23 protein-coding genes and 1 pseudogene are annotated in these 22,177 nt (G+C 69.6%); 6 read left to right on the top strand and 18 right to left on the bottom strand.

All coding sequences use genetic code 11. The annotated features are described in order from the left end of the window. Nucleotides 1-64 precede the first annotated feature (64 nt). Nucleotides 65-826 (top strand): hypothetical protein, encoded by a 762-nt coding sequence (locus tag ACWC1K_RS28470; RefSeq protein ID WP_450835455.1) that lies wholly within the window; start codon nt 65-67, stop codon nt 824-826. 164 nt (nt 827-990) lie between these two features. Here the strand turns inward: ACWC1K_RS28470 and ACWC1K_RS28465 are convergent, their stop codons facing one another. From ACWC1K_RS28465 to ACWC1K_RS28445, 5 genes and pseudogenes are all read right to left on the bottom strand, one after another. Next, nucleotides 991-1,404, bottom strand: coding sequence for a hypothetical protein (locus tag ACWC1K_RS28465; protein ID WP_450835453.1), 414 nt, complete (start codon nt 1,402-1,404; stop codon nt 991-993). After that, a complete protein-coding gene (locus tag ACWC1K_RS28460; RefSeq protein ID WP_450699703.1) occupies nt 1,401-1,874 on the bottom strand; it encodes a protease inhibitor I42 family protein in 474 nt (157 codons plus the stop codon). The genes ACWC1K_RS28465 and ACWC1K_RS28460 overlap by 4 nt, the downstream gene beginning before the upstream one ends. Before the next feature lie 9 nt (nt 1,875-1,883). Beyond that, entirely contained in the window at nt 1,884-3,482 is a 1,599-nt protein-coding gene (locus tag ACWC1K_RS28455; protein WP_450835451.1) for a peptidoglycan-binding protein, read from the bottom strand. A 128-nt stretch (nt 3,483-3,610) separates the two neighbouring features. Beyond that, a complete protein-coding gene (locus tag ACWC1K_RS28450) occupies nt 3,611-4,078 on the bottom strand; it encodes a WXG100 family type VII secretion target (protein ID WP_450835449.1) in 468 nt (155 codons plus the stop codon). A 140-nt stretch (nt 4,079-4,218) separates the two neighbouring features. Then, nucleotides 4,219-4,446: pseudogene (locus tag ACWC1K_RS28445) on the bottom strand (IS5/IS1182 family transposase); the annotation flags it as partial. A gap of 113 nt (nt 4,447-4,559) precedes the next feature. On the opposite strand from ACWC1K_RS28445, the gene ACWC1K_RS28440 reads away from it, so the two are divergent. Next, complete coding sequence (locus ACWC1K_RS28440) at nt 4,560-4,886, top strand: plasmid mobilization protein (protein WP_450835447.1); 327 nt, start codon at nt 4,560-4,562, stop codon at nt 4,884-4,886. Beyond that, nucleotides 4,883-5,368, top strand: a complete 486-nt coding sequence (locus tag ACWC1K_RS28435; protein WP_450835445.1) for a hypothetical protein — start codon at nt 4,883-4,885, stop codon at nt 5,366-5,368. Before ACWC1K_RS28440 ends, ACWC1K_RS28435 begins: the two co-directional genes overlap by 4 nt. Nucleotides 5,369-5,416: 48 nt before the next feature. Here the strand turns inward: ACWC1K_RS28435 and ACWC1K_RS28430 are convergent, their stop codons facing one another. The 4 genes from ACWC1K_RS28430 to ACWC1K_RS28415 form a co-directional block, all read right to left on the bottom strand. Beyond that, on the bottom strand, nt 5,417-5,698 hold the full coding sequence (locus ACWC1K_RS28430; protein WP_450835444.1) for a hypothetical protein: 282 nt from the start codon (nt 5,696-5,698) through the stop codon (nt 5,417-5,419). Then, nucleotides 5,695-6,237 (bottom strand): hypothetical protein, encoded by a 543-nt coding sequence (locus ACWC1K_RS28425; RefSeq protein WP_450835442.1) that lies wholly within the window; start codon nt 6,235-6,237, stop codon nt 5,695-5,697. The genes ACWC1K_RS28430 and ACWC1K_RS28425 overlap by 4 nt, the downstream gene beginning before the upstream one ends. 81 nt (nt 6,238-6,318) lie before the next feature. Then, nucleotides 6,319-6,906: a hypothetical protein gene (locus tag ACWC1K_RS28420; protein ID WP_450835440.1), complete on the bottom strand. Its 588-nt coding sequence runs from the start codon at nt 6,904-6,906 to the stop codon at nt 6,319-6,321. A gap of 35 nt (nt 6,907-6,941) precedes the next feature. Beyond that, nucleotides 6,942-7,439, bottom strand: coding sequence for a hypothetical protein (locus ACWC1K_RS28415; protein ID WP_450835438.1), 498 nt, complete (start codon nt 7,437-7,439; stop codon nt 6,942-6,944). Nucleotides 7,440-7,650: 211 nt separating this feature from the next. Here ACWC1K_RS28415 and ACWC1K_RS28410 point away from each other — a divergent pair, with 211 nt between their 5' ends. From ACWC1K_RS28410 to ACWC1K_RS28400, 3 genes are all read left to right on the top strand, one after another. Continuing rightward, nucleotides 7,651-7,977: a hypothetical protein gene (locus ACWC1K_RS28410; protein ID WP_450835436.1), complete on the top strand. Its 327-nt coding sequence runs from the start codon at nt 7,651-7,653 to the stop codon at nt 7,975-7,977. A gap of 20 nt (nt 7,978-7,997) precedes the next feature. Next, entirely contained in the window at nt 7,998-9,161 is a 1,164-nt protein-coding gene (locus ACWC1K_RS28405; protein ID WP_450835434.1) for a WXG100-like domain-containing protein, read from the top strand. Between the two features lie 93 nt (nt 9,162-9,254). Further along, nucleotides 9,255-9,644 (top strand): hypothetical protein, encoded by a 390-nt coding sequence (locus tag ACWC1K_RS28400; RefSeq protein WP_450835432.1) that lies wholly within the window; start codon nt 9,255-9,257, stop codon nt 9,642-9,644. On the opposite strand, the gene ACWC1K_RS28395 is transcribed toward ACWC1K_RS28400, so the two are convergent. The 9 genes from ACWC1K_RS28395 to ACWC1K_RS28355 all read right to left on the bottom strand — a co-directional run bounded on the left by ACWC1K_RS28395 (nt 9,635) and on the right by ACWC1K_RS28355 (nt 22,105). After that, nucleotides 9,635-10,000: a hypothetical protein gene (locus ACWC1K_RS28395; RefSeq protein ID WP_450835430.1), complete on the bottom strand. Its 366-nt coding sequence runs from the start codon at nt 9,998-10,000 to the stop codon at nt 9,635-9,637. The genes ACWC1K_RS28400 and ACWC1K_RS28395 overlap by 10 nt on opposite strands. Beyond that, a complete protein-coding gene (locus ACWC1K_RS28390; protein ID WP_450835428.1) occupies nt 10,000-11,259 on the bottom strand; it encodes an amidase domain-containing protein in 1,260 nt (419 codons plus the stop codon). The genes ACWC1K_RS28395 and ACWC1K_RS28390 overlap by 1 nt, the downstream gene beginning before the upstream one ends. A 2-nt stretch (nt 11,260-11,261) precedes the next feature. After that, nucleotides 11,262-11,585 carry a type VII secretion target gene (locus tag ACWC1K_RS28385; protein ID WP_450835426.1) on the bottom strand — a complete coding sequence of 108 codons (324 nt, stop codon included), beginning with the start codon at nt 11,583-11,585 and terminating at the stop codon, nt 11,262-11,264. 326 nt (nt 11,586-11,911) lie between these two features. Beyond that, nucleotides 11,912-12,616: a hypothetical protein gene (locus tag ACWC1K_RS28380; protein ID WP_450835424.1), complete on the bottom strand. Its 705-nt coding sequence runs from the start codon at nt 12,614-12,616 to the stop codon at nt 11,912-11,914. A 127-nt stretch (nt 12,617-12,743) separates the two neighbouring features. Further along, nucleotides 12,744-14,630: an ATP-binding protein gene (locus tag ACWC1K_RS28375; protein ID WP_450835422.1), complete on the bottom strand. Its 1,887-nt coding sequence runs from the start codon at nt 14,628-14,630 to the stop codon at nt 12,744-12,746. A gap of 40 nt (nt 14,631-14,670) precedes the next feature. Next, nucleotides 14,671-14,997 (bottom strand): hypothetical protein, encoded by a 327-nt coding sequence (locus tag ACWC1K_RS28370; protein ID WP_450835420.1) that lies wholly within the window; start codon nt 14,995-14,997, stop codon nt 14,671-14,673. A 159-nt stretch (nt 14,998-15,156) separates the two neighbouring features. Beyond that, nucleotides 15,157-16,011 (bottom strand): immunity 49 family protein, encoded by an 855-nt coding sequence (locus ACWC1K_RS28365; RefSeq protein ID WP_450835418.1) that lies wholly within the window; start codon nt 16,009-16,011, stop codon nt 15,157-15,159. Further along, complete coding sequence (locus ACWC1K_RS28360; RefSeq protein ID WP_450835416.1) at nt 15,989-21,424, bottom strand: toxin glutamine deamidase domain-containing protein; 5,436 nt, start codon at nt 21,422-21,424, stop codon at nt 15,989-15,991. Before ACWC1K_RS28360 ends, ACWC1K_RS28365 begins: the two co-directional genes overlap by 23 nt. 174 nt (nt 21,425-21,598) lie before the next feature. Then, nucleotides 21,599-22,105, bottom strand: coding sequence for an LppU/SCO3897 family protein (locus ACWC1K_RS28355; protein WP_450835414.1), 507 nt, complete (start codon nt 22,103-22,105; stop codon nt 21,599-21,601). Nucleotides 22,106-22,177: the final 72 nt, after the last annotated feature.

Raw genomic sequence — 22,177 nt, 5'->3', positions numbered from 1 at the left:
TTGACCAGGGCTTGCTTAGATGATCAAGCACGTTTGAACGCAATCAATAGCTACGGGGTTTTTCATGCGCACGTCTGTCGTGTCCGTCCGGCGCACTGCCGCCGCCCTCGCCTGCGCGGCGGCGATGGTGTCGCTCGCGGCCTGCAACAGCGGTGACACCGATGCCGTGGGGTCCGGTGGCTCCACGCCCTCCAAGACCGCAGAGGCCAGTCCTGCCGCCGAGCCGAACGGCGTCGAGAAGCTCTCCGCCAAGGAGATCTACGACAAGGGCCACAAGGCCAACGCCGGTGCCGGCTCCTTCCGGGAGCAGATGACGCGCACAGACGCCAAGACCGATCTGCTGCTCTCCGCCACGGAATGCGTCGGCACCGTCAAGATGTCGAAGGGCACCTTCCAGATCATCCGCAAGGGCAACGACGTGTGGGCCAAGCCGGATTCGGCGATGGTCAAGGAGTTCAACTCCGAACTCGGCGCCAACACGCTCTCTGCCGACAAGTGGCTTCACGGGACGCCGAGCCACCCGCTGATGAAGGGCTTCGCCAGCTGGTGCCATCAGGACCAGTTCACCGCCCCTGACACGCTCGACGCCGGCAACAAGGTGACCAAGGGGAAGGTCACCACGGTGGACGGGCAGCAGGCGGTACCGGTCGTCATGACGGCGAAGGGGCAGTCGGTCACGTGGTATGTGGCGACCACGGGCAAGCCGTACCTCTTCAAGCAGGACAGCACCCGTGAGGACATGCCGGACGTGGTGCACTCCGACTTCGGCAAGCCGGTAGGGGCGCAGGCGCCCTCCGGGTCGGTCGAAGAGGCGCCGAAGGAGTAATCCCCGGTTTCCCGGTTTCCCCGGTTACGTAGTCGACGGTCCGGCGGGCGCAGTTGCCCGCCGGGCCGCATCTTTTCGTGGTGCACGCCACGTGACCGCCCAGCTGGACGAACTCGCCGAGTTGCTCCGCGATCAGTTGCTCCGGTGATCCGGAGACCCGCCACTCACTCCCCGGCTACCCGAGAGCGGTGGACGCGCCGGAGGCCGAGCAGCTCGGCGACGGTCTCCAGCCAGCGGGCGGTCTGCTCGTCGCCGTCGATCCCCTCGGCGGTGGTGGTCGCGGACTCCAGCCACGCACGCACCGTGGACGCCGCCTCGTCGCCCGGCACCGGCTCGCGCAGCTCGGCCGCGTACCGGACGCCCCCGCTGCGTACCACCTTGGCGAGGAAGGCCACCGCCCGCGGCTGGATGCCGAGCCGGTCCAGCAGGACGGCGGCGCCGACCGCGCCGTCGCCGAAGAGGGCGGTGCGGTGCGGGCCGGCGAAGGAGAGGCCGTACCGCAGCATCGCCGGGATGTCCGACTGCGCCAGCTCGTCGTCGGTCCGGCCGGGGGGCGAGCTCTGCGGCGCGGAGGTCATGGCTTCCTCACGGTGACGGTGTAGGTGTGGATGGTGGCTCGCTCCTCCTTTGGGAGGGCGGGGCTGCCGCTCGGGACCGGGGACGGGGTGACGGGACCGCCGGCATCGCCGCCGCCGGCGCAGGCACCGCGCGGGCACTGGATGAGCCGGATCTTCGTCGTGCCCGGACCGACGGCCTTGAAGCCGAAGAAGTCCGTTCCGCTCCCGCTGCCGACGGCCTCGTCGTCGGCCTTGATCTCCTCCCGCTTGTCCGTCCGCCGGACGACGTCGGCGTCGGGCTTCGGCGATGTCAGGTACCACCATTCCCCCATCGCGGTGTCGACCGGGACGGACAGCGTGAACTCCTTCCCCTCATCCACCTCTATGTGCTTCTCGCCCAGCTCGTAGGTGTCCGGCCCGGTGCTGCCGCAGCCCGCGAGCACGGTCATCAGCAGGGCGGGGAGGGCGAGTCGGCGCAGGGCGCTGGTCATGACGCTCACTTATCGGTCGGCGGGCAGGTGGACGGCGTACGCGTCGGGCATGCGGGAGTCGGAGGCCTTGTCCATGTGGCCGTTGACGAAGTCGTCCTCGCTGACCCAGGTCGTCTGCCCCCACGGGTTGTAGATCTGCAGCATGTCGCCCTCCTGCCCGATCACCATCATCTGGTGTCCGACCCGGCCGTCCTTGTCGTGTCCCTCCACTTCGAAGGGGACGGGTTTGCCCTCAGCGACGGACTTCTCGATGTCCGGCAGCACGTCACGGCGCTCGTCCGCGCCGCGAATCTGCTGGTACTCGTACTTGCTGCCGGTGTGCGGGCTGATCTCGTCGTTGGCGATCTCGTTCTGCCCGTCGCTGTCCATTCCGTCCGGGACATCGGACCACCAGTGCAGGTAGTCGCCGTCGCCTTCCTCGTGCAGGCGCAGCTGTTCGTCGTGGAGACGGTGGCGGAAGGCGTCGGGGTCGTTCTCCTGCCCGGACGGTCCGCCGGTCAACTCCAGGGCGTAGAGGGGATCGACCATGGCGCGGGCGGTCACGGTGCTCGACGGCACACAGGTGTTGCCCTCCTGGGACCACTTCTCGTCGCCGAACCACTGGTAGTCGGTGTTGCGGTTCGACCCGTCCGGATTGAGCCCCTCGTCCGCCTTGCTGTCGTCGGCCGTGACGATCGGGCTGAGGTGCTGCTGAAGCCAGTTCGGGTCCTTGCCGTGGATCTTGTCGCGGAACTGGCCGACCTGGTCCACGTCGTAGCCCGCAGCCAGCGCCTTGACCAGATACGCCCGCTCCTGCGGCGTCTTGGCATCCGCGAGCATCCGCTCGAAGCGGGCCTCGTCCTGCGCGTTCATCTTCTCCATGAAACGGCCGGACCGTTCGAGGTCGCCGGCGGTAAGGAGTTCGTTCTGCTCCTGCGGGCCCCCGAACACGCTGACGTCGGCGAGGACGAGGCGGTCGGCGGCGGAGATGTTGTCGGTGTGCATGTGCCCGGCACGGGCCTCGGCCGCGTACTTGTTGAGCTCCCGCGCCGCCGTCCGAGCCGCGTCGTCCGCCACCTGCGCGGCGGCGTAGAGCAAGTTGGCCCCTGTGCCCGCGATGTCCTGGGCCCGCTTGCGGTCGGCTTCCTCGTCGTCCGTCTCGACCATGTCGTCGAAGAAGCCGTCATCGCCGCCGAGCATCGTGCGGGCCTTCCGCAGTTGCTCGCGGCCGTCGCCGTCCTTGGACTGGGCGGAGGTGAGGGCGTCGGAGAGGTCGTAGAGGGCCTTCGACGCCTTACGGAACGCCTCGGCCATCTGCTCGGCGGAACGGCCGGCCGCCGCCACCACCTCGGCCGCCTTGGCGCCGGTGCTGCCCACCCACACCGACGGAAGTCCTGACGCGGCGACTTTCTCGACCCGCTGCTGCACGTCCGCGGCATTGTCGGCCTGGCTCTTGTAGCGCTGGGCGATCGCGTCCAGGGTGCTCGGGGAGCCGACCGGCGCGGAGACACCGAGGAGGTTGCCGATGGCCGCCAGGACCTCGTTCTTGCTGTCGGCCGCCGCGAGGTCTCCCGTGAAACGGTCGATCTTTTCCTTGCGGTCGGTGGTGGACTCGCCTGCGTCAGCCATGTGGTGAGAGCCCCGCTGTCCTTGCTCAGGTGTCAGGTGTCAGGTGTCAGGTGTCAGGTGGAAGCACACACGTCGGTCCGGTGCGCGCGGTCGCCGGTGTGTCGAACTGTGTGGTGTGTGCCGGTCCGTCAGTCGAAGTCGGAGAGGCTCGGCGGAGGTCCGCCCGGGGTGGGCTGGGTGCCGATGGGTGGCTCACCGAGGGCGGCGGGGCGCGCGCCCGGGGCAAGACCCGTGGTCGTCCCCGGGTGGGCAGCGGCGGGCATGGTCGTCAGGCCGTCGTTCGCGCCCGCGGAGTGCAGCGCAAGGATGGTTTCGTGGTCGGCGTTCTCGTACTTCCGCTGGGAGATGCCGACCTTGTCCGCGAGTTCGTGCAGCGCGGCTTCCAGTGTCTTCGCCTCGGCCTGCCAGGCGGCGGCGAAGTCGTTGTACGCGGGGCCGGAGTCGGAGCCGCCGAGAGCGTCCGGTGTGTAGCACATGTGGTCTTCCACGGCCTTGCGTATGGCGCCGACGTCGTCGCCTGCCCGGTCGAGCTTTCCGGCCTCGCCGTCCATGCCGCTCGACTGGATCCTGTAGCCGTCCGAGCTCGCACCGGACATGCTCCCCGCCCCCTGATCTGAACGGCCGAACACCCCCGCGGCGGTCCAGGCCTGCTGACCAGCGATGATACCTGATCTTGTGTCATGAGCACGTGGCGTCAGCCCTCGACCGGTGGACGCCAAAAACATCGCCGCGGACAGGCTTTGGTGACGGAGTCGTCGACGGCGATCTGTTCCAGGATGAGGCCGACAGTGCGGTCGTAGGGCTCCAGCGCGATCTGTCCGAGTTCGGCGAAGGCGCCGAGCCTGATCCACTCTTCGCGACGGTCGCGGATCGTGGCGGCCGACCAGGTCGTGTCAGCGATCGCCTGGTGGGAGCGGCCGAACCGCAGAAGCTCCGGCCTTTTGTGAGCGACGATCCGGTCGCTTCCGCTGGTCAGGGGTGGTTTCGGTCAAGGTGATGGGTCCGGAGGCCCACTTCTTCGGGAGCGCTCATATGCCTTCCCTTGGCCGGGCGTAATACGCGTCATACAGTCTCTTCATGGCCAAGACCCGCATCAGTATCAGCCTCGACCAGGAGCAGGCCGAACGCATCAGGCAGCACGCCGAGAGGGCGGGGCTGGACGTATCGGCGTACCTGGTGCACGCCGCGACACGGCAGATGGCGGAAACAGAGGCCATAGAGGAGCGGTTCTCCGAGGTCGACGCCCTTATTGCCCGGGCCGAAGCGGAGGCAGACGCCCTTACGGACGAACACGACGACGCTGTGCCGGAGTTGACCGAGCAGGAGCGGCGGGACGTGCAAGCCGCACTCAACCTCGTCTACGGGGAAGACCGCGAAGCGGCTCGCCCCGGACAGGTCGCGTGACCGTGCGGATTCCGGTCTACGACACCGGAATGCTGATCGCCCTGGCGGACCGTAAAGCGAAAGCCGTGGCCCTTCACAGCGGCCTCAGGGCCACGCCTCATCGGGCACTGGTCCTCGGTCCCGTCCTGGCCGAGGTGTGGCGCCCGCGACCAAGCGTCGTCCATGCGCTGGCCGGCATCCTGAAGGACTGCACCGTGCCACAGGCACGCACATCGGAACCGCCCCTGCGTGAGACGAAGGCCGGCCGGCCGGAGTGCATCGCCTGTGCCACCGGCCTCGATGTCACTGACTGGCGACGCATCGGCACGGCTCTGGGGCAAGCGAAAGTTCCCGCCAGGAAGAAGCCCGATGCGGTGGACGCCTGGGTGGCGCTGTCCGCCGTGAAGCATGGCAGCGCGGTGATTTTCACCAGCGATCCGGAGGACATCGAGGCGTATCTCGACGTGCTGAACCCCGGCGACGTTCACGTCGAATCAGTCTGACGAGGGCGCAAGGCGGTGCATAGTACGGGGGCCTCGTCGGCGTGGGGCTCAGGGCCCGCAGGTCCCCGATTCGGCGGTGCACTGCCAGTCCGAGAAGCCGTCCTCGGGGTAGCGGACGGCGTGGTCGAAGTCGATGAAGCCGCGGATGAGGAGGAAGGTGAGGACGACGGGGACGAGCCCCACCAGCACCAGAATGATCCGCAGAGCCCATTTCGTCGCCCGGCGGCGGCCAGGGTCCTGCTCGGCTGTCCGGCCCCCGTCCTCGTGGCGGTCCCGGGCCTGCTCCCGGGCTCGGCGAGTGCCGCTGTTGGGGGCATGCTGACCGGTCATGCGCAGGACGTGATCTCGTCGGAGGTGCCGTAGACGTTGAAGTCCTGTGCCAGGCCTACGGTGTTGAGGTGGGCGAGGCCGGCCTGCTCCAGGTTCACTCCGCCTCCGCCTACGTCGCTGCGATGCTCGCTCGGGATGCCCCAGTCGTCACGCTTCTGGACCTCGACGCGGCAGGTGACCTCGCCGTTGTGGACGCAGCCCGTCAGCCGGTACTGGAAGTGGTTGAGCGCGTAGTACCAGTCCATGCTGCTGTGGCCGTCCTTGGGATGGGGAGCCGTGCTCTGCCGCACGCTGGTGAAGGGGCCGTTCGGGCGGCCGTGTACATCCGTGCGCAAGGTCTGGTCGACGTCCTTCCGGAAGGCCGGGACCTGGTCCATCAGAGGCTGCGGGTCGACCTCGACGTCCGTGCCGCTGGTGTCCGGGCACTGCTGGATCAGGCCGGCGGCGCTGGGAAGGTGAACGCCCTGCAGCAGAAGACCGCGAACGACGCCGACTCCAGCTCCGTGGAGGCCGAGGAAGCGCTGCGATGCACCAGGCACCCCACGGAGTGCGGGTAGGCGGGTGGGAGACGGCCCGGCGCCCCTCGTCTCCCCCGTGGACGAGGGGCGCCGGGCTCTCCGTCACGTGAAGAACACCACCAGCAGGCTGACTACGAGGCCGAGTACGCCCACCGCGACCGTCACCAGGGTGGTGCGGAACAGCCGCTGGCTCTCCCCCTCCCCGTAGGGGAAGCCGGTGACGGCGCAGAAGAGGCCGACGGCCAGGGCGATCAGGGCGCCGAACCACCATGCGCAGCCGAGGGCGACGGCGTGGGCCCAGCCCTGGTCCTGCATGTAGGAGACGTCGCTGATCCTGCGGGCCTCGATGACGTGGCCGCGCTGGTACAGGGCGTCGCTCTTGAGCTCGGCGTTGAGGTCCTTGACCTTGCCGTCCTCGGAGGTGAAGGTGCCGTAGCACCACCTGCTCTTGGTCTTCTTCCGCGAACTCGAACTGCTCGACGCGCTCCGGTACTTGTAGTCGACGGTGCAGTTCTGAACGCTGAGTTTGCCCGGTGTGGACGTGGCGTACTTGTAGGGGCCGAGGTAGGAGCCGAGGGCCAGGAGGACGAGGCTCACCAGGATCAGGCCGGCGCCGATGAGGCGGCCGCGGCCCGCCCGATCTCCCGTTGCTGCGGCGTTCGTCGCGGCGTTCCCGCGTACTTGTGTCATTGGTGGTTCCGGTTCCTCAGGAGGGGATGCGGGCGTTAAAGGACGAATGCGCAGACGAGTGCCGCCACGGCCCCGAGGCCGAATACGCCGCCCAGGACGGGGCCGGTGACCCGTGCGGCCGGCAGGCGTTGCCAGGAGTCCGAGAGGGCGGGGCCGTTGCGGGCGCCGAAACCGGTGAGGAGGCAGAAGACGCCGAAAGCCACCATGGAGAGGCAGAGCGCGAGAATTCCGGCGTCTTTTCCTGGGGCCCGGTCCTCGGGCAGTTCGAAGGTGTCGTCCGCTTGTACGACGGGGATTTTCGCGCCGGTCTCGAAACGCGAGGACGTGTTCACCACGACGTCCTGGTAACTGGCCTTGCCGTCCCGCGCGGCCCAGTTTCCGGTGCAGCTGAACTCGAGCTGTGTCGTACGTCTGTGCGTGCCGTAATGAGTCTTACTGTGTGTTTCGCATGAAGAAACCGTGAGGGTTCCTTCGGTGCCATCCCCGGCGAGTTCACCGCGCAGTTCCGGAATGGTCACCACGGCGACGGCCACGGCCACCAGGAGCAGCCCCAGGCCGATGAGTCTGCCCACCCAAAGGCTGCCTGTGCTGCCGTAACGCGGCTGTGTTGTCACCACTGTTGGTCGTCCCCCCTGGGAAACTTTACGATCTCTTGACTGGCGGGTTCGCGGGGTCGTGCGCGAGGAGTCTAAGGTATCCGTCTGTCGTCCTATATGAATGCGCCAAGCGGTACGGGGGAGATTTATGGCGTTCGACGCCTTTGATGTGGACACCGACGTACTCCGCAAGCAGGGAGTGAACTTCGCCGAACTCGGAGGCGATTTCACAAAGGCCTCCAAGCGGCTCCAGGACGCCCTTGAAGGGCTTGGGGAACCGTGGGCGGACGCGGATTTCGGGGAGATCTTCGGGCAGGTCTACACGCCGGTTCGTGACGGAATCTTCACATCGATGGACAGCCTGGGGAAGCGGCTGGAGAAGATCGGGCACAACCTGCAGGACATGGCGCACAACTACGACGAATCGGAATCGTCGAACTATGTTCTGATGGACGGGATCTCGGGCCAACTCTAATTAAATTCGGGGATATTGGCATGTCGCTCACACTGCCCAGCGAGCTTGTCTGGGTGCTCGATCTCCTCGGCTACAGCTGGCCCGAGGCCGATGAACAGGCACTGCACGATGTCGCCGAGGCCTGGCGGGCCTTCGGCAAGGATCTCGAAACGATCCAGACGGAGGGCGACGGATTCGCCCGCACCATCCTGGCGAGCAACGCCGGTACGGCCGTCGACGAATTCACCAAGGGCTGGGGCGCCTACACCGGCACGAACGGCCAGGACAGCTACATCCCGGACGCGAGGACCGCGTGCGAGGTGATCGCCCTCGCCTTCGACGCGGCCGCGATCGCCGTCCTCACGGCGAAGCTGGCCGTGATCGCCCAACTCATCGCCCTGGCCTGCGAGATCATCGCGGCGCAGGCGGCGGCCCCCTTCACCTTCGGACTGTCCGAGGTCGGCGCGCTGGGTGCGACGCAGGCCGCGCGGGTGATCGTCCGTGAGCTGCTCAACAAGCTCAGGACGGAGGTCGTGCAGGCGATCACCAAGGCCATGGAACACGCCACCATGGACGCCCTGAAGAAGATCGCCAAGGAGCAGCTCGAGAAGATCACCAAGGAGAAGGTCAAGCAGTTCGCCAAGGACAAGATCAAGGAAGAGGCGAAGCAGTTCGTCCAGGAGAAGGTGGTGGACGCGGCCAAGGAGAAGGCCAAGGAAGCCGCCGTCGGAATGGCGCAGAACATCGCCCAGCAGAGCATCGAGACCTACTTCGACGAGCGGTCCGGCATCGACCTCGGGGAGACCACGGACGTCGCCGAGAAGGCGGGCGGCGAATACCTGGACGGCCTCAAGAACGAGGTCAAGGGCGGCGAAGGCTCGACCCTCGCGGGCTACACGGACGTGCAGGGGCACGTGGACAACGCCGTCGACCAGGCCACGGAGAAGGTCACCGGGGCGGTCGGCGATCGCGTACAGCACGGTGTCGACGCGCTGTCCGGGCACGGTGGCAGCGGCGGGGAGGCGCCGGACGGGGGCGCGGACGGCTCCTCCGAGACGGGCACCGGCTCCGCCGCGCGATCCGGTTCCGCCCACGGCACGCAGGCGTCCTCCCACAGGACCGTGGCCTCCGCCGCCGCGGCGAGCTCCGGCTCCTCGCACGGTTCGGGGGGCGCGCAGGACTGGGCCCGAAGCGAGTTCGGGTAGCCACTCAACTGCCTCGCCACCGGCCGAAATGACGAGCACGACAAGCACTGCACGACGAGCACCGCAGGAACAACAGGAAGGACGGCCGGACCCATGACCCCGGACCGGGAGATCCAGGACGAGGAACTCATGGGGATCGCCCAGGACCCCGAACAGGCCCTGCGGCTGCGCCGTTCCCTGCGCACCATCGCCGGCGCGACCTCGCTCGACCCCGCCCTGCGCGAGATGGCGGGTGAGGTGCTCAGCGGACGCGTCGACGTCAAGGACGCCTTTCAGGACCCCCGTTACACCGAGGCCGTCTACCAGCGGCTCCATGAGATGCGCCGGGCGGCCGAGGACCAGACGTACGCCGAACGCCGGCAGTCCCAGGGGCAGTTCGCGGACTGGGACGCACGGCAGCAGGCGGAACTGGACCGCGAACGTGCGGAGCGGGACGCGCCGGTGCACGGCTCCATCGGGGGAAAGCGGTCGGCTCAGCGCTGAGGCGCTGCGGCCGGCATCATCCCCGAGCAGTCCTGACCGCCGGAAGGGTCCGGTTCGTACACCCAGTAAAGGGCTGCGAGTTGGACCAGCAGCAGCACCGGTACGACGCACACGGCGGCCATGGCGAGCGGCCCCGGCCGCCGCCCCTCGCGGCGCAGAAACAGCAGGAGCACCAGGGCCGCAAGGGCGCATGCCGGGGCGGCCCAGGCGGTGACGTACATCCGGGTGGACGGGCCCAGATACCGGCAGTTCCGGAAGGTGTCGCCGTCGAAGGAGAAGTGGGCCGCCAGCAGCCCCGCCGAGGCGAGGACCAGGATCGGTACCAGCGGAGACCAACGGTTCGTGGGTGTGTTCATCAGTACCAGTCCGGGTTGGGGCGGACGATCCGTATGTTCTGCCGGCCCTCGTGCTGTTCGGTCGCGGGGAGCCGGCCTTCCAGGCTGACGTTCTGGTACGAGTCGCTGTGCTGGGTGTACTTGATCTCGCCGTCCGGCATCACAGCGGTGACGATCGCCGCGTGGTGCGTGTTGCCCTTCTCGATGGAGTCGTTGGGACCGGCCTGCTCGTAGTAGATGATGTCGCCCGGCTTCACCTCCGAGCGAGGGACCTCGGTGCCGCCGTGCTTGAGCATGAAGTTCTGGTTGTTCTCGGCGGCGGCCCAACTGTCCGAGTAGGCAAGCCGCTTGTCGATCCCGTCGACACCGGTGCGGTTGCCGATCATCCAGGAGTCGTCGTCGGACGTACCCCAGATGCTCGTCTTCTCCTTCATCCCCGCGTGCAGCAGGGCGTTGGAGACGAAGTTGGTGCAGTTGTTGCCGAAGTCGGTCGGGTCGTCCTTGTCCCAGTGTGCGAGGGCGTACTCGACCAGCTTCACGCGGTCGTACTTGCCGTTGCCGCGAAGCTCCCGCCGCACGTCGTCCGGTATGCCGTCGAGGTTGGCAAGGGCGACCGGCTCCGCCAGCGTCATGTCCTTGCGCTGCTGGGCGGTCAGGCCGTTCCACCAGTGGCGGACCGTGGTCGGGTCCTCGTTCACCGGGATGTCGGCGGCGAGCATCTGCATCTGGACGTGCGAGGCGTGTGTCTGTAGGTCGTTGAGTGCCTTGCTGGGATCGGTGACGCCTGTCTGGCCGGCCAGCTTGGCGAACTCGGCCGCGGCCAGCTTGTCGGCGGTGGTGACCTGTTCCACGGCCTGGTCGATGAGGTCCTGCACCTCCGCACGGTACGGACCCATCTCCTCGGCCTCCATGCGGTTGCGCGGGGGCGGGCCGGTGATCGTCCCGTCGACGCCGATCTCCAGGCCGTAGCGGGCCGCGAGGTCCACCGCGGCGTGCATGGTGCTGTGCGCGGTCTGGATGGTCGTCGTCATGCCGTCAGCGACCATGTTGACGGCGAGGAGGATGTCGTACGCCGCCTCCAGTTGGTTCGCGAGCAGCTCGAACTGCGCGGCTGCCGTTGCACCGACCTCGTCCGTCCAGTTGTCCTTGAGCGGCTTGGCACCGTACTCACGCAGGTCCTTCGCCGCGTCCAGGGCGTACTTGGCGAGTGCGTGCCATTCGTCGGCGGCGGTCGCCCACGTGCTCGGTCGGGCGCTGTTGACCCCTTGATACGAGACCATGGTCAGGCCTTCCCCAGGTCGCCCAGGCCGGCCCGCAGTCGTGACTCCGCCTCGGCGTCCGCGCGGTCGTAGCCGTCGGCGGAGTCCCGCAGCTTCTGGCTGAGCTCGCCCATCCTTTTGGCGAGGGAGACCATGTGGTCCTCCCACTTGAGGGCGCACACCCTGAGTTGGACCGGGCTCTCCCAGCCGTTGCCGTAGTGGGAGGCGTAGACGTCGTCGCTGGTGTCGAGGGAGTGGCTCAGGCGCTTCATCACCTGGTGGGAGAGGGACTGGGTGTCGTCGGCCGCGGCGCGTACCCGCGCGGCCTCGATGTCGATGTCTGCCATGGAGAACTCCCCCGATACAAGCCAGCTGCCGGGCTCTGGTTGTAGTGGACCAACGCGAACTCGTTCGAATGCGGCCGTCATCGTACGGGTGGGTCGGGCTCCGTGGGCCCCAACTCAGGGCTCCCGCAGATCCCTTGACCATCGATCACGCAGTTCTCCTCCGAACCGCCACATTGTCCGCGGGGTGGGAGGCCGGACGTCAGCGCGAGGATCCGCCCGTCGCGGACCAGGGGCCACAGCACCGGGTCGTCGCGGTCGACGGGAGCATGGGGGCACAGCTCGATCGAGTACTCCTCTGCGGGTGCGGCGCACCGCAGAGGAGACAGTCATGCGGGACGACGCCTGTTGCCGATGAGGTACGCGATGCCCCAGGCGGCGCCTGCGGCGAGTACGAGGCTGAGCAGGGAGAACCAGTCGACTCCACCGGTGGCATCGCTGTGCCACCAGGCCTTGGCCGGGAGGAACGGGTTGTACTCCAGCATGTCCTTGAGCGCCATGAACGACTGTTCCTTGGCGATGATGAGCGGGAGGGCGTTGGCGTCGCCGAAGAAGGCGCCGAGCGCGGCGACGACGGCTCCGCCGATCCGGGCACCGTTGCTGCCGCGCCCCACCTTGCCGACCAGTGCGCCGACGATCGCGCCATTGAGAAGTGCATGGCCCAAGGAGAGGGTGTTGGCCACGGTGGTGGACGTGATGTCCTTGTAGGTCGCCAGGATGAGGCCGGTGTAGAGCGCCGACACGACGAAGGAGACCAGCAACCCGAGGAACACCGCCCCGACGGCGTTACCGCCCGCATTCGGCCGCTGCCCGAAGGGGGCCGCCTGGAACGGCGGTGCCGGCTGCATCGGGTACATCGGCGGCTGCCCCTGAGGGGCGGGGTGCGGTCCGCCGTACATCGGGGGCTGCCCGGGGGGAGGACCGGGCGGTCCGAACCCCGGCTGCTGCGGAGGGGCCGGCTGGGCGTAGGGGTTCGGGTGGTTCAGCGGTGGCTGTGGTGGCTGCTGCGGCGGCTGGAACGGCGGCTGGCTCATGATTCCCCGTGGACTCAATGGAGGTGACTGGCAGAACCAGCAAGTTATCAGTGAGATCAGGAGGCAGACGGTGGAGCCGGAGCGGGCTGCGTGAAGGGTGTTGTCCGACAGGGCGTCGATGTGACGGTCAGGCGGACGGGGTGCGGCCGAGCCGGTGCCCGGTGATGCGGAGAGCCTTCGCGCCGTGCTCGGTGGCGACGACGAGGATGCCGTCGGGGGACAGGTCGGCCGCGGTGACGGGTGTGTCGGAGAGCAGCGCGGCCACGATGTCCTGCGTCGCCCGGTCCCATACCCGCACGTAGTCGGCGCCCCGGCTCAGCGCCAGCGGAGCGGCGGCCCGCGCCTCCTCGGAGAGGGGCAGGACCTCTCCAGGGTCGGTCTCGCCCGGATCGTCCGGTCCTGCGAGGCCGTGGACGAGCGTGCCCGTCGGGACGGTGAGCACGGCGACGGGAGCGGCCGGTCCTTCCGGACGGGCCGGACGGCCGACGCTCACCGCGCTGACGCCGGGGACGGGCAGGCTCCACAGGGTGCGCCAGGGCAGGTCGAGGCCGAGCCGGCCGTGGATGGCGTCGGCGTACTCGGGCAGGCCGTCCTCGACGAATGCCGTCTCCAGCAGCGCGGCACGCAGCATCGCAGGGGCCTGGGCGCGGGCCAGCAGGGGAGCCGTGCGCAGGTATGTACGGGCCGGTGCGCCGAGTTCCCCGGTCGGTACGGCATCGACGGCGGCGCGCAGCGGTACCGGGTCGGCGTGCACGAACAACCCGGGATCCGTGAGGAGTTGGGGCAGCAGGCCCGCCTCCAGGGTGTGGCCCGCGATGTGGTCCCGTACGTACGGGTCGGCCTTGCTCCAGTCCTGGTCCGGCACGGCCTCCAGCAGCGTCATCGCGATCTGCGTCTGCGCGGCGCGGACGCTCGGCAAACCGGCCCGGATCTCCTCGCCGATGGCCGGGTGCAGCAGCCGTAGCAGCGTCCGCGCGCTGCCGTCCCCGTCCTGCCGGAGCGACTCGACGAACGGACCGGCCAGGGCGCCGCTGTGCGCGAGGGCGCCGCTCATGTCCCTGCCCGCAAGGGCGTTGACCAGCCGTATCCAGAGGTCGAGGGGCAGACCCTCGCCCTCCGCCAGGGCCAGCGGCGCCAGGAGCTGACGCAGGGTCTGCGGGTCCGCGCCGAGGCGGCGGGCGTGCAGGTCGAGTGCCTGGCCGGGGGACGAGGGCAGGAGGGCCTCGTCGTGCGGGGCCCCGGCGGCCGGACTCGTCAGGATGCTCTGGACGGCGAGCTGCACGGTGAGCGGGCTGGTGCCGGCCCGGCGCCCGATCGCCTCGGCGAGGGCGCGCCGCGCCGGACGATCCGTGGTGAAGGGCAGCTCCGGTGCCCCGGACTCCGGGCTGAGCAGTGCGTCCGCCTGCAGTACCAGGCCGTGCGGGTCGGCCCACTGCGGGTCGTCGAGGTCGATGATCCGGGCCGTGCCCGGCGGGAGCGCGGCGGCGAGCTGGGTGGCGAGACCGCGCGGCACGTCCGTGAGCAGCCGGATGGTGGAGGTGGTGGCGAGTGGCTCGAGCACTTCCCGCACGACGCGGGCCGGCTCACCCGTCGTACGCACCGGTCCCGCCCGGTCGACATCGGGCACGACGAGGGTCTCGGTCCGGCCGAGGGCGCCCAGGGCGGCGTACACCTCTTCGACACGGGTGGGCCGAAGCCCGAAGTGGTCCGCGATGAGCCACCCGAGCTGCGCCGCGGTCAGCCCGGCCGCGCTCGGCACCGCGGGGGCGGGGAGTGCGGGCGGTACGGTCGACGGGTCGAGGTCCGCCAGCGGCAGCCGTCCCCGGAACTCCGGATCGCACAGCATCAGGAAGCCGGTGAGCAGGTGTGAACGCCCGCTGCCCGGACTGCCGGTGAGGATGGTGACGCGGGGCGCACCGGGCCGCTCCGTCCGCCAGGCGGCGAGTGCGCGCAGCACGGCTGTGCGGCCGCCTATGTAGGGGTGGAGTGCGTAGCCGGTGGTCGGGGCGGTCATCGATGCGGGTCCTCGCGGGTGCCGGAGTGTCGGACGGTGGTCAGGCGTTGCGCTCCAGGTTCTTGCGGTAGAGCGCGATCGCCTGCTCGGTCGGGAAGTTCGGGACGGTCACGGTCTCACCGGTCTCCTTCGACACCACGATCTTGGCTCCGCCGGGCGGGGCGGGGCGGGGCGGGCCGGCGGTCTCGGCGGGGGGCGGGAAGACCGCGTACACCAGGTAGCCGATGTCGAACTCGTGGACGTGCAGCTCGGCGGGGGTGCCGTCGGGGAGTCTGGGCTGGGCGTAGCGGCTGAGGACGATCTGGACGGCCTGGTCCGGGGTGGTGGGCGGACCCTGGGGTGTGGGGACGGGCGTGTCGGGAGCCATGGGCTTCCTCTCTGGTGTTGCTCGGTCGGAGTCGTCGGTCACGCGGGGAAGCCTCTTCTCACGGCGGACACGGGCGAGCCGGAAGGCGTTGAGCCAGGTGCCGGGTCTCGGCGGCCCCCGGGGCCACGGGCGACTCCTTGTCGGGGGTCGGAGCGGGGGTCAGGTCGGGAACTCGCCGTACCAGCCGCCGTCGAGGAGGTATTTGGGCAGGTACTCGGACTCGACCTCGATGGTGAACCCCGAGTCCTGGGCCAGGCAGGCGACGGCCAGCGGGCCCAGGGCGATGAGGCCGTCGGAGTCGCGCGCCCGTTCCTCGTCGCTGGTCCAGTACTCCTTGTGCCATTCGACGGCCTTGGCCAGTTCGGTGTTGAACCTGTCCTGGTCGCCGCGGACCAGCTGGGTGAGGAGGTTCATGGGCGGATACATGAGACGCAGTACGGCGCTTCGCGAGGCGGGCCGCAGCACGTCCGGGTCGGTTCCGTCCACGGCCGCGACCAGCTTGTCGCCGAGACTCGGCTGCTTGAGCCAGTACGCCTGCAGGGCTTCGACCCAGGCGTAGACGTACTCGTCGAAGTCGGCCCCGGAAGCGCGCAGCAGGGAGACGGGGACCTGGCACAGGTCGGTGGTGCGCTGCCGTTCGCGGCATACGCAGGCCAGCCAGAACGCCGTGAGCCAGTTGCCCGCGTGGGCCCAGGGCCCGGCACCGGAACGCAGGACGCGCTGCTTGTGGCCGATCCGGCACTCGACGGTGGGGGTCGTCGCCCGGGCCGCGGTGAAGAGGGCGGAGCCCACCTGCATCGCGGTGACACAGGCTTCCCAGGTCTCCAGCCTGTCGGCCGTGGGATCCCCGGAGCAGCGCCGGTTGAGGATGGTGGTCGCTGAGCGCAGGGCCGTGGTGAACCACTCGGGGCTCTCCTCGAGGTCCTCCAGCTCCTCCTCCAGTTCTGTCTGGAGCTCTTCCAGCACCTGCGGCAGAGCGCCGGTGGGAAACTCATGGCGTGGAATCTTGATCATTTCCATCCTTCTTGGGAGGCCTGATGTCGTACTCCTTCATCAGGTATCCCTCGTGCGTCTTCTTGGCCTCGTCGGAGTTCCCCTGCACCAGCATGTACCTCACGCGCCCCTCCTTGAGGGCCTTGCGCAGGTCGCGTGCCAGGTCCAGTTCGTCCTGGGCAGCCTTGCGTTTGGCCTCGGCCTTCGCCGGGTCGGGCTCAGCGGCTGCCTCGTCCAGCCCGCGCAAGCCTCGCATGCGCATCTCGTGCAGGATCGTCTTGAAGTACTCACGAGTGCCCTGCGAGACCTGCGGCACGGCCGGGTTCGCCGGTGCGCTGCCGTCCGGTGCGTCCTGACCCTCGTCCGCAGCCGTGTCCTGCCCGTCGTGGCCTTCTCCCGGCTCGGGACGGTCGGGGTCGTCCGCTCCGAGCGGGAGCCCCTGACGTTCGCCTTCGTGCGCCCTGAGGGAACCCTTGCACTCCACGACCACGTAGTCGTGATCGGTCGCGTCCGGCGGTGCGGTGTAGACCTGGTCGAAGCGGTTGTTGCCCTCGGCCCGGTTGTCGACGCGGACCGCACCCGGGAACTCGTTCGGAATCGCGTGGTACTCGGCGACCTCGTCTCCGTACCGCTCGCTCTCCTTGCCTCGCGCCGCGTGGAGCGGCCTGTGCACGTTGTCGGCCTCTTCGAAGGCTTTTCTGTTCTCAGGAGTGTCGTTCGCGTCAAGGGCCTTCTTGGCCGCCTCCCTCGCCGTGTGCGGCTCCCGGTCCGCTTCGATCGCGTCTGCCCGGGAGGCGGCACGCTCGTCCAGCTTGCCGAGCGTCTCGTCGGAGGGACCACCCTCGGTCCGCCCGACCGGCTTCACGTTCGGGTCGACGTAGCGGGGAGGCGAGGCGGGCAGCACATTGCTCGCTGCCATCCACGGCCGGTGCGGGTCTCCCGTGGCCCGCAGAACGGGCAGTTGGTGACCCATGTACCGGTCGTGGCGCGACCACCGGTGACCGTCGGTCGGCCGGTAGTACTTCTCGAAGAACTTGGGGTCCGTGTTGGCGAGATGGACCATGTGGTCGGCCCACTCCTGGTCCGACTGCGGGTTGTTGACCGGATCGCCCGCCGGTTGTGCCGGACCCTCGGGGTGGTGCTGTGCCTCCGGCTTCGGAGGGGCCGCGTGCTCGGGGGTGATCTCCCCGTACAAGGGCTTCTTGCCTGCCGTGGACTCCTGGATGTGCCGTGACGCATCGGCGTTCCTGCCGTCCGGCAGGCCTTCGTGGGCGGGGACCGCGGAGTCCTTGGTCATCCTGCCGGGGCGGTCACGGTGCTCGTCGGCCGCCGACGGATCCGAGTTCTCGGGGTGTGCCTGGTCCGGGTTCGCGGGCCGGTCGTGGTCCGACGTCTCCGACCGCGGATCCGCGCCGTGGTCGGGGTGGTCGGGGTGGTCGGGGTGCGTGCGGTCCGGCCTCGGCTCGGTGTCCGGGCGCTGACCGTCGGGGCGGTCGTTGCTCTCCGGATGCTTGTGCTCGGGGGTGTCCCGAGGCGGCTCCGAGGTCCGCGGATCGGCCGTTCGCGGGTCTGGAACACGGGGATCGGGCGTACGCGGATCGGGCGTACGGGGGTCCCGGGTACGGGGGTCCGGGGTGTGCGGGTCCGTGGTGTGCCGGTGCTGCGGGTCGGACGCACGGGGGTCCGAGGGCGTGGGGCTCTGCTGCTCGGACTCCTTGCCGGGGGTGCGGCCCTGCTCGTCGGGGCGGGGCGCCTCGTCCGGGGACGGGCGCTTGTGTTCGGTGGGACTGTCGGGAGACTGCTCCTGCCGCTGATCGGTGTCGCTGTCGTCCGGGGACGGCTGCCGGCCATCGGGGGCGCGGTCCGGTTCGGACGGGTTGTCGCTCTCGCTCCGCGCCCGGCCGTTCTCGTCCCCGGGCTCGTCCTTCGTCGCCGTCGGGTCGGTGCTGGAGGGCTGCTGCGCCGGGTCGTCGGCCTGCTTCGGGGTGTCGCCCGAGGCCTCGTTCTGAGGCGTCTGGGTCTGGGGCTGCGCGCTGTCCGGCTGTCCGTCGTTGTTCTCGGAGTTCTCGGAGTTCTCCGGCTGGGCTTCGCCGTCGCTCTGGGCCTGCGCATCGTCGTTCTGGTCCGCGGAGTCCTTGGCCTCGGGCACCGCGGGGTGCAGCGGGTTGCCGTCGGCGTCCAGGGGGATGTGCCAGACGTGTTCCGCGTTGGAGATGTGGAGCGGGTTGTGGCTGACGTCTCCGGTCTGGGTGTCGATCCAGATGATGTTGCCGTGGTGGTTGACGGCGTTGAAGGCGTGGCCGCCCCCGTTGTTGGGCCAGCCGACCTGGACGATGGCCGCGGCACCGTGTCCGGCCTGCTGGAGGTCCCAGGCGATACGGGCGGGCGTGTGAGGGTCGTCTCCCCGGCCCGCGTAGGTGTGGGGGGCACCCGCCCAGCGGATCTGGTTGTCGTTCGCGTTGTCCTCGGGGGACCAGTAGTCCGGCTTGCCGTTCGCGTCGGTGTCGAGGGTGCGCGGGGCCGACACCTGGGGGTTGCCGTACCAGGTCTCCAGGAAGGAGCGGGAGCAGTCGGCGCAGTTGTTGCTGCGTCCGGGGACGGTGTTGCCACCGTCGTTCTGGAGCTGTGCCCAGGAGCCGAAGGGATCGGGGAAGCGCTGCGGGGTGCCGTCCTCGTTGTGCGGCACCGCGTCGACCAGAGCCTGCTGATCGGCGGGGTCGGGCTCGGTCAGGCCTCCGGGGTGGTGGTCCAGGTCGGCACGGATGTCCTCCAGGCTGTCCTGCTGCGGATGCTGCTGGTGGTCGGCGTTGCCGGGGGTGGCCTGGGGCGAGGCCGGTGCGGGGGGCGTGGCGGGACCTGCGTGCGATGGTGCCGCCGGGGCGCCCGGGGTGCGGATGACGGTGTGGACCGGGACCGGCGTCACCTGCTGCTGGTGCTGTTGTCGCGGGTTGTCGGGCTGCGCGGCCGGCTGCGGCGGGGAGCCGGGCGGGCTGCCCGCAGGCTGCTGAGGCGGCCTGTTGGGGGTGGGATCACCGTTGCCGGGCCGGTTCGGGGAGCCGGGAGTGCCGGAGGCGTCGGCGGGGCCGGGCCGGCTCGAGGGCCCGGCGGTACGGCCGCCCGGCGTCGACGAGTCCGACGTGCCGTTGCCCGGCGTCGAGGAGCGATCCGCACCGGAGCCGGTCGAGGTGGAGGGCGTCGACGTGGAGGTGCCGGCGGACGGCGATGTGGTTCTGGAGGACGACGACTGGGCCGGGTTCTGAGTCGCGGTGCTCGTGTTCGAGTTCTGGCCGACGGGGGTGCTACGAGTGTTGCCGGCCGGGTCCGTGGTGTTGGTACGGGTGCTACCCGTGGGGTCCGTGGTGCCGCGGGGCGTCGTGCTATCGCCCGGCCTCGTGCCGGGGGTGTTGCGGGGCGTGGTGCCGTCGCCCGGTTTTGTGTCCGTGGTGCCGCGGGGCGTCGTGCCGTCGCCCGGCCTCGTGTCCGTGGTGCCGCGAGGCGTGGTGCCGTCCCTGGGCGTCGTACCGGGCGTGTTCCTCGGTGTCGTACCGTCCCCCGGCGTCGTGCTTCCCGGGGTGCGCTGGGGCGGTGTACGCCCGTCCGGCGTGCCGGGAGTGCGGCCGTCCGCCGTACCGGGGACGCGCCTGTCCCCCGTGTCGGAGACCCGAAGACCCGCACCAGCCCCGACGCGGCCGTCCGTCGTCGCCGACGCCGATGCCGACGCGGTCGTGGTGCTGCGGGACGGGGACGTCGGACTCGGTGTGGAGGCCGGCCCCGGCCCCGTGGGGGAGGCGGTGGCCGAAGTGGGCCTCGCCGTACCGGAGTTGGGCGCAGGGCTGTTCGGGCCCGCGCCGGACGAGGTGCCGCTGCCGGCCGCAGCGCCGTGAGGTGAGCCGCCGCCCACCCCACCCGCCGTAGAAGGCGCGACGGGCGAGGTGGGGATGCCGGAACCGCCGTCCGCACGGGCCCCGCCCCCGCCGCCGGAGGACGGGTCACCGGTCGTCGGAGCAGCCGTGGGCGCCGCGTTGGTGTGGGTGGGGGTGCTGGCGGCCAGGCTGTCGATGTTGGTGCTGATCCCGCCGTGGCCACCCGTCGACGTCGACGGGGACGTCCCCGACGCCGCGGCGGCCGACACGGAATGCACGGTCGGCGACGCGATCCCGGACACCGGCGAGCCGCCGCCGGAGTGGGACGGGCCGGAGGCGCCCGGACCGTCGGACACACCACCGGAGTCCGAGCCAGTCGACGGCGCTCCGCTCGGTGAGGGATCGTCGAAGTCGGAGAGGGTCGGACCCGAGTGGGAAGGCGTCGGCCTCGGGGCCCCGGAGTCGGACCCCGAGTCGGAGCCGGATCCGGAGTCCGACCCCGAGTCGGATCCCGGCCCCGCCCCCAGGTCCGGCCCGCCGATGCCGTTGCCGCCGGTGTCGGCGGATATCCCGCCGCCGATGTTCACTCCGGTGTTGCTGCCTGCCCGCGTCGACGTCGAGGAATCCGACCCCGACGAGTCGGAGCCGTCGGAGTGCGAGCCGGAGGAAGACGAGTCGGAGGAGGAACCGGAGGACGAGTCCGAACTCCCCCCGCCGGTAGACGAGTTGGAGCCGCTGTCACCGTCCGGGCTGTTGGAGTCGCCGTCCCCCCGGGACGAGTCGGAGTCGCCGTCGCCGTGCCCGCCCTCGGAACCCCCGCCGTGCCCGTCGATCCGGCTGTCGATGGCATGGTGCGCCCGGTGCCCGGCCTTCTCGCCCAGGCTGTCGCGGACTCCCTCGGCGAGGGTCTGCGGGGTCTGCTTGATGGCGTCCCAGGCGCTGTCCGCACCGGCCTTGAGGGTTGTGCCGAGGTCGTAGCCTTCCTGGGCGCCGAAGCCGACGTTCACGGTCTGGCGGATCAGGTCGGTGATGATCGCCTCGATCATCGAGATCGCGGGCTCCTTCATCGCCTCGACGATCGCGTTGAGCAGCGCCTCCTTGAGCTCGTCGAGGAGGCGGCGCACGATCAGCCGGGTGACCTGGGTCGCCCCCAGCGCGCCGACCTCGGAGAGGCCGAAGGTGAAGGGCGCGGCGGCCTGGGCGGCGGCGATTTCGATGGCCAGGGCGATCAGCTGGGCGATCACCGCCCACTTCGCGAGCTCGACGATGTAGGCGCAGGCCTCCATCACGTTCGCGATGAGGTAGGCGGCCTGGGCGGCGTTGCCCAGATAGCCGTCGCCGCCTCCGCCGTCGAACTTCTTGTACGTCTTGGTGAACGCGTCGATCGATTCGCCGGCGTTGTGCGCGACCACCTGGCCGGCGCTCAGGTTCGCCTTGGTGTGAAGGTCGGCGACGTCGTCGCCGAACTTCCGCCACAGCTTGGCGGAGTCCTTGAGCTTGTCCTCGTCCGCGGTCGGCCAGTTGTAGCCGAGCATCTCGAGAACCCACTCGAGCTCGTCCGGCAGCATCATCGACACAGCAGAAAGCACCCCCGTAAAACGACACGGCCGTACAACTCCCTCATCGGTCAAGGGAAGTCACACAGAAGTACAGCCGTTCGCAAAGTTTACGGATCCCCCCTCCGCAACTTCAGGGCGCTGCTGTCACAAAACCGTTGCAGCTCCCCCGTCGGAGCGTGGCCCAGGTCAGACCTTGGTGAAGCACAAGGTGTAGCCACTTGTCCGACGGTGGTACTGGATGCCGTAGTCGTACTGGGACCCGCATTCCATGTTCGCGCCAGGGACCATCTCGCCCAGCTTGTACTCGGCCTCGGGGGAGCCGCAGTCGACGACCGTCGTGACCGGTTCGCCCTTGGGGTCCTTGACCTTGACGCAGTCGCCGATCTCGGGGTCGTGAGCCGCGGCGGACGCGGACGCCGAAGCCTCCGCCTTCGCCTTGCCGCCCGTGGGGCTGGTGTTGTAGTCCCAGACGTAGTAACCCACACCGCCGAACAGCACGACGACCATGGCGATGGCCTTCACCACGCGCAACGGACCGCCCTGCTGCGGGCGTTGGGGGCTTCGCCGAGGCGGCTGTGGCTGCGGCTGTTGCGGGTATCCATACGGAGCCTGCGGCTGTTGCGGGAATCCATACGGCTGCTGCGGCTGCCCGTACGGCTGCTGGTTCGGGTACTGCGGAGGAGGCGTCGACATGCCTGGTGGGCCCCATGGTTGATTGCGCGGCTGAGTGAACGAACAGAGATCAACAATAGGCTGACTGGCGCA

It is taken from the genome of Streptomyces sp. NPDC001492 (assembly GCF_053597275.1).
The sequence above is the reverse complement of the archived record's forward strand: the minus strand, read 5'-3'. Positions and strand labels throughout refer to the sequence as shown.